The following is a 15,546-nucleotide window of genomic DNA, read 5'->3' as shown; positions in this document are numbered from 1 at the left end:
GTTTTGTTTTGCAACGAATCTTGAAGAACAAAATTATAGACTACTTTATGATTTTTAGGGAAGGTTTTTCTGATTTTTTTTGAGTTTCTTTATTCGAATCAGGATTTTCCTCTGTTGCAGCGAAGATCTCGTCTCTGCTTCCGACTGAGGCCAAACCAATCGATGGCTTATTTGTTTCAATTGGCGTCACATCCTCATCATCAACATGGTCAAACACCATACCTTGTCCGTTTTCACTCGCAAAGATTGCCTGCACGTTGCGAACCGGAACATAAATGTCCCGCGAGACTCCGCCAAATCTTGCTTTGAATGTTACAGCCTCATTATCCATTTTCAATCCGCTGGTCGCGGTAAAACTCACATTCAAAACGATCTCACCTTTACGCACAAATTCCATTGGAACCTGCACCCCACTACCGACTTTTACCGATAAATAAGGAGTAAAGCCGTTATCCGTGCACCATTCATATATCGCGCGCAATAAATAAGGTTTTGTTGAGATTCCAGACATGAGTCTACAAAGCTTTCAATGAGATTCAAAATTCGCGGTCATTCGTATGACGGACGACCGCGAGATAAGATTAACGACGCATGACCTTTTCTGACGGTGTCAAAGCTTCAATATAAGCTGGACGAGAGAAAATACGTTCAGCGTATTTCAGCAGTGGCGCTGCTGTTTTAGAAAGATCGATACCATAATGATCAAGACGCCATAGCAAAGGCGCGACTGCAACATCTAACATCGAAAATTCTTCGCCTAGCATATATTTATTTTTAACAAATAAAGGAGCTAACTGCGTCAAACGGTCACGAATTTCCGCACGAGCCTTGTCTAATACTTTGGAAGTTGAATTATTCTTTTCATTTTCCAATGTATGTACATGCACGAATAATTCTTTTTCAAAGTTAAACAACATCAGGCGTGCGCGCGCACGTTGCAATGGGTCAGCTGGCATCAATTGCGGGTGCGGAAAACGTTCATCAATGTATTCATTGATGATATTAGATTCATATAGAATCAATTCACGCTCGACCAAGATCGGAACCTGGCCATAAGGATTCATGGTCGAAATATCTTCAGGCTTGTTGAACAAATCAACGTCGCGAATCTCAAAATCCATGCCTTTTTCGAACAAGACCAAGCGGCAGCGTTGTGAAAATGGGCAGGTTGTACCTGAGTAGAGAACCATCATTTTTATAGTTCCTTAAAAACGATTAGGGCGAGGCGCAATTTAGCGTACCTCACCCTGGGATGACACATCCGCCAAGCAGCTTGGCGGACGACTAATTTACACTTATTTTACTTCTTTCCAGTAGGAGGCATTCAAGCGCCATGCTAATGTCGCCAGCAGACCCATAAACATCACAACCCAAACGCCTAAGCGCTTACGATTGTTTTGTGCGGGCTCACCCATCCATTGCAAATACGCAACCAAATCACCGACTGCATTATCGTATTCAACTGCGCTCAATTTCCCAGCTGACAAAGTTTCGAAACCAACGAATTTGTGCTCAGTTTTTGACTTATCATGAGCGTCTTCCACTGTTTCAAATTTCGCTGCACGAACACCTTGCAACTCCCACAATGCGTGCGGCATACCAACATTCGGGAACAACATATTGTTCCAACCCGTTGGTCGACTATCGTCTTTGTAGTATGTGCGCAGATAGGTGTATAACCAATCAGCACCGGTGCCTTCACCGGACGCCTTAGCACGAGCGATAACAGACAGATCTGGCGGCACCGCACCAAACCATTCCTTTGCATCTTTCGCACTCAAGCTGGTCTTCATCAGTTCACCGACTTTTTCGCCAGTGAACAGCAAATTGCTCTTGATTTGATCTTCAGTCAAACCCAGATCACGCAAACGGTTGTAACGCATCGACACTGCTGAGTGGCAATTCAGACAGTAATTAACGAACAATTTTGCGCCATTTTGCAAGGCCGCCAAATCTGTTGAACGATCTGGCGCACGGTCCAATGGGAAACCACCACTGTTAGCAAGCGCTAACGCTGGTACGAATGCCAAAGAGACGATCAGTTTTTTAAGTAATTTCATGCTAAATATTCCTCGCTTAATCTGATCAATGCGCAGCAAACGTCACGCGTTTTGGCACTGGTTTGAAAGTTCCCATTGCACTCCACCATGGCATCAATAAGAAGAAGCCGTAATAAATCAATGCACAAACTTGGGAAACACGTTCACCCGTTGGTGATGGTGCTTGCACGCCGAGGTAACCCAAAGTAACGAAAGCGATACCAAACACGATGTACACATATTTGTGCCAATCTGGACGGTAGCGAATTGATTTCACTGGAGATTTGTCCAACCATGGCAAGAACGCCAAGATCACAACAGAGCCACCAAACAATACAACGCCCCAGAATTTCGCATCTAAGCCGAAAGGCATCATGCCAACGATCGCAACTAAGGCAATACCAGCAATCGCTGCCTTAGTGATGAAACCTAAACCAGATTTCAACCAAATCAAAGCAACAAAAGCGGCTGTACCAAACTGCACCACATACAAGAACTCAGAAGTTGTTGCACGCAAGATCGAGTAGAACGGAGTGAAATACCATGTAGGTGCAATATGCGGAGGCGTTTTCAAAGAATCCGCAGGGATAAAGTTGTTGTACTCAAGGAAGTAGCCGCCCATTTCTGGAGCGAAAAAAACCACGGCACTGAAAATCGTCAAGAACACAGTCACGCCGAAAATATCGTGGAATGTGTAATATGGATGTGAAGGTACGCCATCAACCGGGTGACCATCGGCATCTAAGTTTTCTTTGATTTCGATACCATCTGGGTTATTTGAACCCACTTCATGCAATGCGATCAAGTGAGCAACAACCAAGCCCAACAATACCAATGGAATGGCAATCACGTGGAAGGAGAAGAAACGATTCAATGTCGCGTCAGACACCACATAGTCACCGCGAATCCACAAAGACAAATCTGGGCCGATGAATGGGATAGCGCCAAACAAGTTAACAATAACTTGAGCACCCCAGTATGACATTTGGCCCCATGGCAAGAGGTAACCGAAGAAAGCTTCAGCCATCAAGCACAAGAAGATTGCAAAGCCAAACAACCAAATCAATTCCCGTGGCTTACGATAAGAGCCGTAGAGCAAGCCACGGGTCATGTGTAAGTACACGATGATAAAGAAAGCAGAAGCGCCAGTTGAGTGCATGTAACGCACTAACCAACCTGACGGAACTTCACGCATGATGTATTCAACCGAAGCAAACGCCAAATTCGCGTCTGGTTTATAGTGCATCACCAAGAAGATACCGGTCACAATTTGGATGACCAACACCAACATCGCGAGAGAGCCAAAGATATACCAGAAGTTGAAATTCTTTGGAGCGTAATACTTACCCCACTGATCATTCCACAGTTTAGTTAATGGAAAACGAGAGTCGACCCAATTCAAAGCCTTATCCAGCGCTGGAGCGTCGTCTGGAAGTTTTTTCTCAACAAATGCCATGATTAAGCCTCGCCTTTCTCATCTTTACCGATGATGATTTTGGTATCTGATAAAAACATGTGAGGTGGTACGTCCAGATTCTGTGGAGCTGGTTTATTTTTATAAACGCGACCAGCCAAATCAAACGTCGAACCATGGCATGGGCACAAAAAGCCACCTTGCCAATCATCTGGCAAAGACGGTTGTGCGCCGGCAGCAAACTTGGAGCTTGGAGAGCAACCTAAGTGTGAACAAATGCCAACAGTCACTAAAATGTCGCTATGTTCTTTACGCGAACGCGTTTGTTTATCGCAGTATTCTGGCATCGCCATCGTGTACGGCTTTTCAGATTTTGGATCTGCGACTTTATCTTCCGTCTTCTTCAGACTTTCCATCATTTCTGGCGTACGCTTCAAAATCCAGACTGGCTTACCGCGCCACTCTGTTGTACTCATTTCACCAGGTTTCAAGCTGGAAATATCCACCTCGACTGGCGCGCCCGCCGCTTTTGCGCGCTCGGACGGTTGAAAAGTACTCACCAGCGCACCAGCTGTTGCCAAACCTGCCGCGCCACCTGCCGCGCACGTTGCAACGAGTAAGCCGCGACGGCCTGAATCGACCTGCTTTTCGATACTCATACAAACCCCAATCTATCAAAAATCAAACTTGACGAAGTATATGGCTCCAATAACCCTACACTTCTTACAACCTTAAATTATAAAGGAGCTGAGTGGTGATTTAAAGAAAAAGATGCTCTGCAGGACGATTTGCGGCATTTTTAGGCAGAATTATCTTCAAATGAACCGAAAACACTGGTTTAAAAACGACTAGACTATTAAATCAAGTCAGGAATAACAACATTTACGCCAAAGATTCACAAAAATTGACAATAAATCTTCAAGCTTCTGAATTTTGCAGCTTATGATATTGCCGTTTTACCACATACTGTGAACTCGCTTTGCAAAGAGAACATCATTCACTCTTTGCACCTGACTTGTTTTTGAAAATTATCGTTTTTAGGGGAATTTTATGGGCATGATGCAAGAATTTAAGAGCTTTGCCGCGCAAGGCAACGTAATCGACTTAGCTGTCGGTGTCATCATCGGCGCCGCTTTCGGAAAAATAGTCGATTCATTGGTCGGCGACGTTGTCATGCCAGTCGTTGGCAAGATATTTGGTGGCTTGGATTTTGCAAACTATTATCTCCCTTTGAATGGTCAAGGTACGAACTTGGCCCTTGCGGAAGCAAAGAAAGCAGGTGCGGTTTTAGCATACGGGAATTTTTTAACAATTTCTCTCAATTTCATTATTCTCGCTTTCATTATTTTTCAAATGGTGCGCTTGGTAAACTTAATGAAAAAGAAAGACGCAGCTGCGGCGGCAGCCGTCCCTGCTGAACCAGCCCCAACACCTGAAGACATCGCCCTATTGCGTGAAATTCGCGATGCATTAAAAAAATAACACTGCGCAGACGATAAAAAAGCCGCAATTTATGCGGCTTTTTTTACTTTTTACCTCACTTAAACCGGATTATCGACATCAACGAAATAATGTTCGATACCAAACTCTTCGGCAATGCGCTGGCCCAACGCCTTCACCCCATATCGTTCAGTTGCATGATGGCCCGCGGAAATATAGGCAACGCCGGATTCACGAGCCAAATGTACTGTGGGTTCCGAAATCTCGCCGCTAATAAATACGCTAGCACCAGATTCAATCGCCGCGCTGAGCATATTTTGTGCTGCACCCGAACACCAGGCAATTGTCTCAATCACTTGATCAGGATTGCCGATTGCCAATACTTCTCGTCCAAGTCGACTTGAAAGATGGGTGCATAAATCCGATAGCTTGCTAATAGACTCAGATTGAACATGCCCAAGCCAGCCAAGTTCGTCCTCACCAAAGCGAGCAGAAACATCAAATCCGAATAGTTGCGCAAGCTGCGCATTATTCCCCAAACTAGGATGAGAGTCCAAGGGCAAATGGTAAGCAAATAGAGACATGCTATGATCAATCAAAGTTTTTAGGCGTTTTAATTTTTGACCGACTATACGCGTATCTTCGCCTCGCCAAAAGTAACCATGGTGAACCAGTACTGCATCAGCACGGAGTTCCACTGCCCGATCGAGCAAAGTTTGGCAAGCAGTAACACCACTAACAATACGCTTAATTTCATCGCGCCCTTCCACCTGTAGCCCATTTGGGCAATAATCACGAAAACGTGCCACTTGTAGTTCTTTATCGAGAAATTGCGCCAGTGCTTTTCTCTCTACCGATTTATTTAACATACCAACCTCATTATGCGTCGTCTATGGCTATTATTTGCACAAACCATCACCGTGGGTTTGGCACTTTGGTTTATTGTAACTACCTTAAAGCCCCAATGGGTACAGCAAGGCTTTGGCATCAATAAAAGTTTGAGTCTAAGCTCTACGGCGACACTCATCGAGGCACCTAGCACCAAGAAAACCTCGCCGAATTCCTACAATTTGGCGGCGAAGCGAGCGATGCCTTCGGTTGTGAATATCAGTGCATCGCGAAATTCGAACAACACAAACCCACTTTTGAGTGATCCTTTTTTCAAACGATTTTTCGGCGAACAGGCTCGCCCAAAATCCGAGCGTCCATCAAGTAGCGGCTCTGGCGTTATTATGAGCCCACAAGGACATATCCTGACGAATAATCACGTGATACAAGGCGCGAATGCGATTGAAGTTGCATTAGCTGATGGAAGACAAGCCAGTGCAAAAATTATCGGTACGGATCCAGATACAGACCTCGCTGTTTTACAAATTGATTTGAAGGACTTACCAGCGATCACCTTAGGCCACTCGGAGGAAGCCAATGTTGGTGATGTTGTATTAGCGATTGGCAATCCATTTGGTGTAGGGCAAACCGTCACTATGGGCATCGTCTCTGCACTAGGTAGAAATAGTGTAGGCATCAATACTTATGAGAACTTCATTCAAACCGATGCGGCGGTCAACCCCGGAAACTCGGGCGGTGCTTTGATCGATGCGAATGGCAATTTACTGGGAATTAATTCAGCCATCTATTCGCAGAATGGTGGCTCCCTTGGAATCGGTTTCGCGATACCAGTTTCGACAATTAAGATGGTGATGGAAGCGATTATTACCGATGGACAAGTGGTTCGAGGATACCTTGGAATCAGCCCAGAGGATATCACGGCTGAAATGGCTGAAAGCTTTAACATCAAACAAACCAAAGGCTCGATCGTCGCAGCAGTCGTACGCGGTGGGCCTGCCGATCAAGCGGGTGTGAAACCTGGCGATATTTGTGTCGCCATCGACGGCAAACCATTTTTGAATAGTCGAGAAATGATGAATCAGATTGCGCAACTCAAACCCAATTCCAAAGCGAAATTAAAAGTAGTACGGCAGTCAAATGAAATCCAACTCGATATCGTCGTTGGTAAACGTCCCCCATTCAAGCCCGAAGAATAAGTCAGACGAAAATTAGAGACAAAGAGAAAAAGATGCATATTGCCGAACTCAGTCGTTTTTTATTCGAACTGTCAGAAAACAATAACCGTGCGTGGTTTGTCATGAACAAGCCGCGCTACGATATTTTGCGTGCCGAATTTTTACATATGGTGACACGCTTAATTCAAGATCTCAGCAAACATGATCTTTTGATTGCGCAATGCGATCCCAAAAAAGCCTTGTTTCGCATCAATCGCGATGTCCGTTTTGGCAAGGATAAATCACCGTATAAAACCTACTTTTCTGCGTCCATACTTCCTAGCGGGCGCAAGAAACCAAGTGAAGGCGGCGGGCCAGCATACTACTTCCAAATTAGCCAAGACAATCGCTTACTTTTCGCGGTCGGAGAATATATGCCTCCGGCCGATCGGCTGAGAAACATACGCACACATTTACTCGAAGACGAAGCTGGCTTTAAGAAAGTGCTGAAGAATAGAGCGCTCAAAGATTGCTTCGGCGAGCTGCAGGAAGAAGGAAAATTACAACGTCCACCAAAAGGCTATGATCCTGATCATGCCTTAATCGAGTACTTAAAACTGAAAAGCATGATGGTTTGGACCGAATGCTCGCTCGAAGGGATGCTATATGAAGACGTGCATCAAAAACTAGTCAATGGATTTAAGACTGCACTGCCTTTAGTGCGCTGGCTGCGTGGCGCTAGCTTCAGCTAGCCGACTCATCAATCAGGTGGTGCCTGTGTTGCTTTAACAAAAATTGGTGCAACAAATAGACCTAATTCAAACAACATCCACATCGGTACTGCGAGTGCTAATTGACTCACGACATCCGGCGGAGTGACTACCGCCGCAATCACAAATGCACCAACGATCACGTACGAACGGATCGCCTTTAATTTTTCCACTGTCAGAATCCCTGTGCGGACTAAGACAATCACTACGATTGGGACTTCAAAGGTCAGGCCAAATGCGAGGCACATGGACATGACGAAATCGAGATAATTTTCTATGTCTGGAGAAACCGTAATCGACGTTGGTGCGAATTCAGAAATGAATTTAAATACTCGACCGAACACGAAGAAATAGCAAAAAGCGACCCCAGCTGCAAAAAGAATCGACGAAGAAATGACTAAGGGTGCGATTAGACGTTTCTCATGGGCATACAAACCTGGCGCAATGAATGCCCATGCCTGATATAAAACCCAAGGCAAAGCCAATAGAAAAGCCAAGAGCAAGGTAACCTTCATTGGCACCAAAAAAGGAGAAATCACGCCCGTCGCAATCATCTTTGCTCCGACAGGCAAAGCAGCCACCATAGGTTGTGCTAAGTAATCATAGATCGCTGACGGACCCGGCCATGCAAATAAAGCCGCGCACACAACGGCAATACCAGCGCAAGCTTTTACGAGTCGATCACGGAGCTCAACCAAATGGGAGATAAAACTCTCTTGCATCCCCATGAAATTGTCATTACTCATGGCTGGCATTCTTTCGTGTAAGGGAAGGAGTCAATTGGGACATCAGAAAAAACTGGAGCTAGAACGTGGCGTTACCCGATGTCGAGCCATCCGTGCAGCGCCAGAAATCACCTGCTTACGTTGACCGTGGCGGTTCTTATACCAACTTGGAATGTTAGAATTTTTTGCAACTTTTCGACGACGGAAAATTTTCGCCTTGGCTAGCATGGCTTCATCAGACGGAGGTGGATCAAAATCGTAAGCGGAATAAGAGGACGTTGATTCTGGCTGGACGAACCGGTTTAATTCGTGTTCTGCATCAGTAATGTGTTGATGCACATCTTGTTCAAAATTTTGCGCAGCAGACTCGACTTCTTTTTGCATTTTACGCAATTCTTCCATCTCGATTTCGCGACTGACTTCGGACTTCACTTGACTGATATAACGCTGCGCTCGTCCGAACAGTGTGCCTGCCATACGCGCAACTTTGGGTAAATCTTTAGGCCCAATAACAATCAATGCTACCGCACCGATCAGCGCAAGTTTGGTCAGTCCGAGATCTATCATAAATCTGCTCTAACACCATCCGAAGATTAGTGTGTCGATTTATCCTTTGTCTCGACATCGATGGTCTTTTGCTCGTCGGCTTTCGGTGACTTCTCATCCTCACCTTTGACACCATCTTTAAAACCTTTTACGGCTTTACCCAGATCGCTACCGACATTACCCAACTTCTTTGTGCCAAACACCAAGACCACGACGATCAAGACGATCAACCAATGCCAAATACTAAATGAACCCATCATGCTTCCTTCAAGGGGCAAGCCCTAAATATCGATCAATAAAATAATTACAGTTTAGCGCCACCGATCACATGCATGTGCAAGTGATAGACGACCTGACCACCGTTAGGTCCCGTATTCACAACGGTTTTAAATCCACCAGACTTCGAACCATCCGCATGCTCGACATAAGCACAGCCTTGTTGGGCAGCTAGTTTCGGTGCCAATTCCAACATTTTACCCAACAATACGGCATCTTCGGCTTTTGCGTCGGCCAAACTCGACAAATGCTTTTTGGGGATAATCAAAAAATGTACGGGAGCTGCTGGATTGATATCATTAAATGCTAGCAATTCATCATCTTCATACAAAACAGTCGCGGGAATCTGCTTGGCGACAATTTTACAAAAAATACAGTTATCCATGCTGTTCACTCAAAATTTGTTACAAAATCCACGCAAGAAGATCTTTAATTATCAGCACGAGACGCTTTTTCTACTATCCCAGAAATGCCTTCACGACGAGCTAATTCATCTAGCACTTGTTGCGGGTGCAAATTATACTGCGCCAACATGACAAGCGAATGAAACCAAAGATCCGCACATTCATACAGCAAATCCGAGGTATCGCCAGAAACACGCGCATCTTTTGCTGCCATCACGGTTTCGGTCGCTTCTTCGCCGATTTTTTTTAAAATCGCATCATCGCCTTTATGAAACAGTTTCGCGACATAAGAGGTTTCAGGATTGCCACCATTGACCGCCTTACGACTTTCTATCACCGCAGCCAATTGATGCAGTATCGATTCTTGACTCATCTTGTGCTCAACTTATTTGTAAATCGATTCGGGATCTTTCAGCACAGGATCGACGGTGACCCACTCGCCCTCATCGACATTGCCTTCAAATTTTTGGAAGAAACACGAATGACGTCCGGTATGACAAGCGATGCCTTCTACTTGTTCAATCTTCAGTAAAATCACGTCCTCATCACAATCTAAACGGATTTCTTTGACTTTTTGAACGTGACCAGACTCTTCACCTTTGTGCCATAATTTTTTGCGTGAACGACTCCAGTACACCGCTTCACCCGTTTCTACAGTGCGACTCAGTGCTTCGCGATTCATCCATGCAAACATGACGACATCATTGCTGCCCACTTCTTGCGCTATCACAGGGACTAAACCAACTTCATCCCATTTCACTTTGTTTAACCAACGAAAACTCATGCTAACCTCATTGGTATGTGTTGTGCTGCCATAAACTGTTTTGCTTCCTGCACTGTGTGCTGTCCAAAATGAAAAATACTGGCGGCCAAAACGGCATCTGCACCACCCAATTTGATGCCATCGGCCAAATCTTGCAGGCCGCCGACTCCTCCGGAAGCGATGACCGGAATATCAATCGCGTCCGAAACCGCGCGCGTTAGTGCCAAATCAAAACCGGAACGGGTACCGTCTTTATCCATACTTGTGAGCAGAATTTCACCTGCACCCAATTCCGCCATTTTGCGCGCCCATTCGACCGCGTCCAAACCCGTCGCGTTACGCCCGCCGTGTGTATACACTTCCCACTTTCCTGGCGCGACCGCTTTGGCATCAATTGCGACCACGATACATTGCGATCCATACTTATGCGCTGCGTCGGCGACTAATTGCGGATTAGTCACTGCAGAAGTATTCATACCGACTTTATCCGCACCCGCATTTAATAAACGCCGCACATCGGCCACCGTGCGCACCCCGCCACCAACCGTTAAAGGAATAAATACTTGGGATGCAACGGCCTCAATTACCGGCAAAATCAAATCACGATCATCAGAGGACGCTGTGATATCCAAAAACGTGATTTCATCCGCGCCTTGCAAGTCGTAACGACGCGCGACTTCGACAGGGTCACCTGCGTCACGTAATTCAAGAAAATTGACGCCTTTGACGACTCGTCCGGCATTCACATCCAAACAAGGGATTATCCTTTTGGCTAAAGTCATTCTTCGTCTTCTTCGTAAATCAAGTCGCCACTGAGTTCATCAGCGCGATCTTGTGCACTTGCTAAATCTAATGTGCCTTCGTAAATTGAGCGGCCACAAATAACGCCTTCAATACCTTCGTCTTGCACATCACAGAGGGCTTCGACATCTGCCAGCACATGTACACCACCCGATGCAATCACAGGAACCGTCACAGCTTGCGCTAACTTCACTGTGGCATCAATATTCACGCCACCCATCATGCCATCGCGGCCGATGTCGGTATAAATGATTGCCTCAACCCCATAGCCTTCGAATTTTTGCGCAAGATCAATCACATCATGCCCAGACATTTTGCTCCAACCATCGGTCGCTACTTTGCCATCTTTGGCATCAATACCGACGATGATCTGTCCAGGAAAGGCACTACAAGCGTCAGCCAAAAAGCCAGGGCTTTTCACAGCGGCCGTGCCGATGATAATGTAAGAAATGCCGGCATTTAAATAACGCTCGATGGTATCAAGGTCGCGGATACCGCCACCCAGTTGCACTGGCACTTCTTCAGTATCGGTCTCTTCTGCGTATTCACGCACGGTTTTGATGATGGCTTTAATCGCAGCTTCATTTTTTGGCTTACCTGCGAAGGCGCCATTCAGATCCACCAAATGCAAGCGACGTGCGCCCTGTTCTAACCAATGGCGAGCCATCTGTGCAGGTTCTTCTGAGAATACTGTGGCTTGATCCATATCGCCTTGTTTGAGGCGTACGCAGTGACCATCTTTCAGGTCGATAGCAGGAATGAGCAGCATGATGAATGTATAAGATGATTAAAATTTAAAAAGAGGTAAAACACAATATTCGTTACCGCAGCAACATAACTTGTTCATGTGCAATTACAGCAAACAGACAATAATGTTGATAAGTCGTTCAATAATTCAAGTGTTAGGGATTCCAGTGTACAAAGTTTTTATATAGTTGCAGTCCCGCAGCGGCGCTTTTCTCGGGATGGAATTGCGTTGCAAAAATATTCTCGCGCGCCACAGCCGAAGTAAATACTTGCCCATATTCAGTCGTGCCGACCACGTCTTGCTCATGTTCAGCTTGCACAAAATAACTATGCACAAAGTAAAAATAACTATCGTCCGCAATGCCATCCCAGAGCGGATGCGCTTGCGCTTGATGCACGCGATTCCACCCCATTTGTGGCACTTTATAACGGGAACCATCTTCTTGCAATTGTCCGCTTAAATCAAAGCGTACAACCTTACCTGGAAGTAAGCCTAAGCATGGTGTATTCCCTTCCGCGCTGATGTCAAACAACATCTGCTCGCCGACGCAGACGCCAAACAAAGGCTTTTCGCGTGCTGCTTGTAACAAGGCCTCTTGCACGCCCGATTCTTGCAAACTACGCATGCAATCGGGCATCGCTCCTTGGCCTGGCAAGACTAAACGATCAGCCGATTGAATATCCGCAATCAAACCTGAAATCAGGACCTCGGCTTCAGGGGCAACAGCACGTAATGCTTGCGCAACAGAGCGCACATTACCCATGCCGTAATCAACGACAACAATCTTATTCATAACAATGAGGGAGTAGGCATAGTGAAGTATTCGCGAATAGCATAAATATGCAAGCTTTATGCCATCGCTATCGCTTTTTTATAGACTACCTTTTGTGGATGGAATGGTACCTAAGGCGCGTTCATCTAATTCGGCTGCCATACGCAGCGCACGACCAAAGGCTTTAAAAATGGTTTCACATTGATGGTGTGCATTTTCGCCGCGCAGATTATCAATATGTAGAGAGACCAAAGCATGATTCACAAAACCTTGGAAAAATTCATGGGTCAAATCGACGTCAAATGAACCGATCATCGCTCGTTTAAAATCAACATGATATTCCAGACCTGGACGACCTGAGAAATCAATTACGACGCGCGACAAAGCTTCATCGAGTGGCACATAGGCGTGACCATAGCGACGTATGCCTTTTTTGTCGCCGATCGCTTGTGCAAATGCTTGTCCCAAAGTGATACCAACATCTTCCACCGTGTGATGCGCATCTATATGTAAATCGCCATCGGCTTCGATATCCAAATCGATTAATCCATGACGTGCGATTTGATCGAGCATGTGATCCAAAAACGGTACACCCGTCTTTAAAGATTGTTTGCCAGTACCATCAAGATTAATCGCGACGCGAATCTTGGTTTCATTGGTATTGCGTGTAACTTGCGCTGTACGTTGCATGATGAGATTAGCTAATTGTGGTTAGCTGGTTAGCTATTATGTTGTTGAGTGAAATTCGACAGAAAAATTTTAATAAAAATTTCAAAAAAGCTTATTCTAAAGCCAGTTTAAACGCATTTAGAAATTGGGCGTTTTCTTCCGGTGTGCTAACCGTGATACGCAAACAATTCTGCAATAGTGCATGCATTTTACCCACATTTTTCACCAAAATTTTTTGTTCCAACAATTTTGTGAAGACTTCATTGCCATATGTCTCACTTTTCTTTGAATTTGACACGCGAATTAGCAAAAAATTGGCGGCAGACGGAAATACTTCCACGCCTGGCAAGCTAGTAAGTTGACTAGACAACTGACTACGCTGCGTGCGCAATTGCGCCGCTTGCTGCTCGAACACATCAGCGTGTTCTAGCAAACAAAGTATCGCCGCTTCGGTCAATACATTCACGTTATAAGGTGGACGGACTTTATCAAATTCTTGCAGTAAAGCGGCAGACGCCGACATGTATCCTAGGCGTATTCCTGCCAAACCTAATTTGGATACCGTACGCATCACAACTAGATTTGAAAATTCTGGCAAACGCGAGATAAAACTTGTTTGCGCAAATGGTTGATATGCCTCATCGACAATCACCACACCGCTATCACCCACTGCCGAAATAATTTCTTCCATATCGGCAGCATTAAACAAAGTACCAGTCGGATTGTTTGGATAAGCCAAATAGGTCACCGCCGGACGATGCTCCGCAATCGCTGCCAACATCGCCGCTTTATCGAGTGTGAAATCTGCGTTCAGCGGTACGCCAACAAATTCCATCCCCGCAAATTGTGCAGACATCGCATACATCACAAATCCCGGCATTGGCGCCAATACTTTTGCGCCCGGTTTGGCACAAGCAATACTGATCATCGCAATCAATTCGTCGGAACCATTGCCCAACACCAAGTCATAGCCATCAGGCACGCCGAAGTTCGTTTTCAACGCTTCTTTTATAGCCAAATAATTTGGCACAGGATAACGATTTAAGGCGGTTTCCGATAAACGTTTCGCCAATGCTTGCTGCAAGGCTGGCGTCAAGGTGTACGGATTTTCCATTGCGTCGAGTTTCAAAAGACCCGTTGCGTCAGGCACGTGATACGCCGACAAAGCGCGCACATCGGCGCGAATAATATTTTCTACTAAAGACATGAGACAGTTGCTCGTTTTAAGTTCAATGAATAATTCTTAAGAATCAAGTTTCAAGTGACGCTACACTCTTTTTTCGCCCCGTTGATTTCGCAGGTTCAGCTTTCGCCTTGGTCACTACCGTTTTCGCTTTACTGATTCGTTTACTTACTTTAGCAAGCACAGGTTTAGCCCGCACTGGTTCTGTCGGTTGATTATTCAGAACTTGTAATTCTGCCTCTGCCGATTGTAGACGCGCCTCGACGATGGCGCAGTAATCTGGATTGAGTTCAAAGCCGACAAATTGTCGACCACAACGTCGTGCCGCAATCGCAGTGGTACCACTGCCCATAAACGGGTCAAGTACCACACCATTCTCTGGACAAGATGCGAGCACCATACGTTGAATAATTTCTAAAGGCTTTTGGGTTGGGTGTTCAACACGTTCTACATCTTCTTTATGCAGACGTGACACACTCCACAAATCTTTTGGGTTGTAACCGAGTTCTAACCACTTAGCACCAACAAAAATCGAGCGCGAACGGGCTTTTTTGGTCGCTGCATCATAAGGAATGCGCACCGCATCTAAATCGAAATAGTAATTTTTCGATTTCACGAATAAGCCTATCGTGTCGTGCACTGAAGAAAAGCTACGGGTGCTACCCCCCATAGACGGCACACGTCGATCCCAAATAATTTCATTAATCATCGTCATGCGCTGCTTGAGCATCACGAAAATTTCTGGCGAATAGCGCCATGTCAGAAAAATATACAGCGAGCCAGTCGGCTTGAGTTTCGGCAAAGCAGCGTCGATCCAACGCTCAGTCCATGCTAAGTAATCCGCCGCTTCCTGCTTATCAGAATCATTGCCGTAATCCTTACCCAAACCATAAGGTGGATCGGTCAAAATCAGATCAATACTGCCATCAGGAATGCGCTGCAAACCAGTGATAGCATCTTCATTAAAAATCTGATTAATGAAACTGTTCATAT

21 protein-coding genes are annotated in these 15,546 nt (G+C 45.5%); 3 read left to right on the top strand and 18 right to left on the bottom strand.

Annotated elements, in window-relative coordinates; all coding sequences use genetic code 11:
• Nucleotides 1-40: 40 nt before the first annotated feature.
• From KDM90_RS12580 to petA, 5 genes are all read right to left on the bottom strand, one after another.
• The gene (locus tag KDM90_RS12580) at nucleotides 41-511 is read right to left on the bottom strand and encodes a ClpXP protease specificity-enhancing factor (protein ID WP_212675967.1); all 471 of its coding nucleotides are present in this window, start codon (nucleotides 509-511) and stop codon (nucleotides 41-43) included.
• Between the two features lie 70 nt (nucleotides 512-581).
• Nucleotides 582-1,193 carry a glutathione S-transferase N-terminal domain-containing protein gene (locus tag KDM90_RS12575; protein WP_212675966.1) on the bottom strand — a complete coding sequence of 204 codons (612 nt, stop codon included), beginning with the start codon at nucleotides 1,191-1,193 and terminating at the stop codon, nucleotides 582-584.
• 102 nt (nucleotides 1,194-1,295) lie between these two features.
• Nucleotides 1,296-2,060, bottom strand: a complete 765-nt coding sequence (locus KDM90_RS12570; RefSeq protein ID WP_212675965.1) for a cytochrome c1 — start codon at nucleotides 2,058-2,060, stop codon at nucleotides 1,296-1,298.
• Nucleotides 2,061-2,085: 25 nt separating this feature from the next.
• Nucleotides 2,086-3,498 (bottom strand): cytochrome b, encoded by a 1,413-nt coding sequence (locus KDM90_RS12565; RefSeq protein WP_212676190.1) that lies wholly within the window; start codon nucleotides 3,496-3,498, stop codon nucleotides 2,086-2,088.
• Entirely contained in the window at nucleotides 3,498-4,112 is a 615-nt protein-coding gene (gene petA / locus KDM90_RS12560; RefSeq protein ID WP_212675964.1) for a ubiquinol-cytochrome c reductase iron-sulfur subunit, read from the bottom strand. The genes KDM90_RS12565 and petA overlap by 1 nt, the downstream gene beginning before the upstream one ends.
• 391 nt (nucleotides 4,113-4,503) lie before the next feature.
• Between petA and mscL the strand changes: the two genes are divergently transcribed.
• Nucleotides 4,504-4,935, top strand: coding sequence for a large conductance mechanosensitive channel protein MscL (gene mscL, locus KDM90_RS12555; RefSeq protein ID WP_212675963.1), 432 nt, complete (start codon nucleotides 4,504-4,506; stop codon nucleotides 4,933-4,935).
• Between the two features lie 59 nt (nucleotides 4,936-4,994).
• On the opposite strand, the gene KDM90_RS12550 is transcribed toward mscL, so the two are convergent.
• The gene (locus tag KDM90_RS12550; RefSeq protein ID WP_212675962.1) at nucleotides 4,995-5,762 is read right to left on the bottom strand and encodes a Nif3-like dinuclear metal center hexameric protein; all 768 of its coding nucleotides are present in this window, start codon (nucleotides 5,760-5,762) and stop codon (nucleotides 4,995-4,997) included.
• Between the two features lie 9 nt (nucleotides 5,763-5,771).
• Between KDM90_RS12550 and KDM90_RS12545 the strand changes: the two genes are divergently transcribed.
• Both KDM90_RS12545 and KDM90_RS12540 read left to right on the top strand, forming a co-directional pair.
• Nucleotides 5,772-6,938, top strand: coding sequence for a S1C family serine protease (locus tag KDM90_RS12545; RefSeq protein ID WP_329605328.1), 1,167 nt, complete (start codon nucleotides 5,772-5,774; stop codon nucleotides 6,936-6,938).
• Nucleotides 6,939-6,970: 32 nt separating this feature from the next.
• Nucleotides 6,971-7,648: a DUF2461 domain-containing protein gene (locus KDM90_RS12540; protein ID WP_212675960.1), complete on the top strand. Its 678-nt coding sequence runs from the start codon at nucleotides 6,971-6,973 to the stop codon at nucleotides 7,646-7,648.
• A gap of 8 nt (nucleotides 7,649-7,656) precedes the next feature.
• Here the strand turns inward: KDM90_RS12540 and tatC are convergent, their stop codons facing one another.
• The 12 genes from tatC to KDM90_RS12480 form a co-directional block, all read right to left on the bottom strand.
• A complete protein-coding gene (tatC, locus tag KDM90_RS12535; protein ID WP_230409779.1) occupies nucleotides 7,657-8,412 on the bottom strand; it encodes a twin-arginine translocase subunit TatC in 756 nt (251 codons plus the stop codon).
• A 42-nt stretch (nucleotides 8,413-8,454) separates the two neighbouring features.
• A complete protein-coding gene (gene tatB, locus KDM90_RS12530) occupies nucleotides 8,455-8,958 on the bottom strand; it encodes a Sec-independent protein translocase protein TatB (RefSeq protein ID WP_212675959.1) in 504 nt (167 codons plus the stop codon).
• Nucleotides 8,959-8,984: 26 nt separating this feature from the next.
• Complete coding sequence (tatA, locus tag KDM90_RS12525; RefSeq protein ID WP_212676188.1) at nucleotides 8,985-9,194, bottom strand: Sec-independent protein translocase subunit TatA; 210 nt, start codon at nucleotides 9,192-9,194, stop codon at nucleotides 8,985-8,987.
• 47 nt (nucleotides 9,195-9,241) lie between these two features.
• The gene (locus tag KDM90_RS12520) at nucleotides 9,242-9,598 is read right to left on the bottom strand and encodes a histidine triad nucleotide-binding protein (RefSeq protein ID WP_212675958.1); all 357 of its coding nucleotides are present in this window, start codon (nucleotides 9,596-9,598) and stop codon (nucleotides 9,242-9,244) included.
• A gap of 44 nt (nucleotides 9,599-9,642) precedes the next feature.
• Nucleotides 9,643-9,990 carry a phosphoribosyl-ATP diphosphatase gene (locus tag KDM90_RS12515; protein ID WP_212675957.1) on the bottom strand — a complete coding sequence of 116 codons (348 nt, stop codon included), beginning with the start codon at nucleotides 9,988-9,990 and terminating at the stop codon, nucleotides 9,643-9,645.
• 12 nt (nucleotides 9,991-10,002) lie between these two features.
• The gene (gene hisI / locus KDM90_RS12510; RefSeq protein WP_212675956.1) at nucleotides 10,003-10,401 is read right to left on the bottom strand and encodes a phosphoribosyl-AMP cyclohydrolase; all 399 of its coding nucleotides are present in this window, start codon (nucleotides 10,399-10,401) and stop codon (nucleotides 10,003-10,005) included.
• Nucleotides 10,398-11,162: an imidazole glycerol phosphate synthase subunit HisF gene (gene hisF, locus KDM90_RS12505; RefSeq protein ID WP_186921823.1), complete on the bottom strand. Its 765-nt coding sequence runs from the start codon at nucleotides 11,160-11,162 to the stop codon at nucleotides 10,398-10,400. Before hisF ends, hisI begins: the two co-directional genes overlap by 4 nt.
• Nucleotides 11,159-11,950, bottom strand: coding sequence for a 1-(5-phosphoribosyl)-5-[(5-phosphoribosylamino)methylideneamino]imidazole-4-carboxamide isomerase (gene hisA / locus KDM90_RS12500; protein ID WP_212675955.1), 792 nt, complete (start codon nucleotides 11,948-11,950; stop codon nucleotides 11,159-11,161). Before hisA ends, hisF begins: the two co-directional genes overlap by 4 nt.
• A 133-nt stretch (nucleotides 11,951-12,083) precedes the next feature.
• Entirely contained in the window at nucleotides 12,084-12,722 is a 639-nt protein-coding gene (gene hisH / locus KDM90_RS12495) for an imidazole glycerol phosphate synthase subunit HisH (RefSeq protein WP_212675954.1), read from the bottom strand.
• Nucleotides 12,723-12,800: 78 nt separating this feature from the next.
• Nucleotides 12,801-13,391: an imidazoleglycerol-phosphate dehydratase HisB gene (gene hisB / locus KDM90_RS12490; RefSeq protein ID WP_189346215.1), complete on the bottom strand. Its 591-nt coding sequence runs from the start codon at nucleotides 13,389-13,391 to the stop codon at nucleotides 12,801-12,803.
• A 91-nt stretch (nucleotides 13,392-13,482) separates the two neighbouring features.
• Entirely contained in the window at nucleotides 13,483-14,577 is a 1,095-nt protein-coding gene (gene hisC / locus KDM90_RS12485) for a histidinol-phosphate transaminase (protein WP_212675953.1), read from the bottom strand.
• Nucleotides 14,578-14,620: 43 nt separating this feature from the next.
• Nucleotides 14,621-15,544 carry a DNA-methyltransferase gene (locus KDM90_RS12480; RefSeq protein WP_212675952.1) on the bottom strand — a complete coding sequence of 308 codons (924 nt, stop codon included), beginning with the start codon at nucleotides 15,542-15,544 and terminating at the stop codon, nucleotides 14,621-14,623.
• Nucleotides 15,545-15,546 lie beyond the last annotated feature (2 nt).

The sequence above is a fragment of the Affinundibacterium fentianense genome (assembly GCF_018139545.1).
Lineage (GTDB): Bacteria > Pseudomonadota > Gammaproteobacteria > Burkholderiales > Burkholderiaceae_D > Undibacterium > Undibacterium fentianense.
Note: the sequence above shows the minus strand (reverse complement) of the source record. Positions and strands in the feature narration are given on the sequence as shown.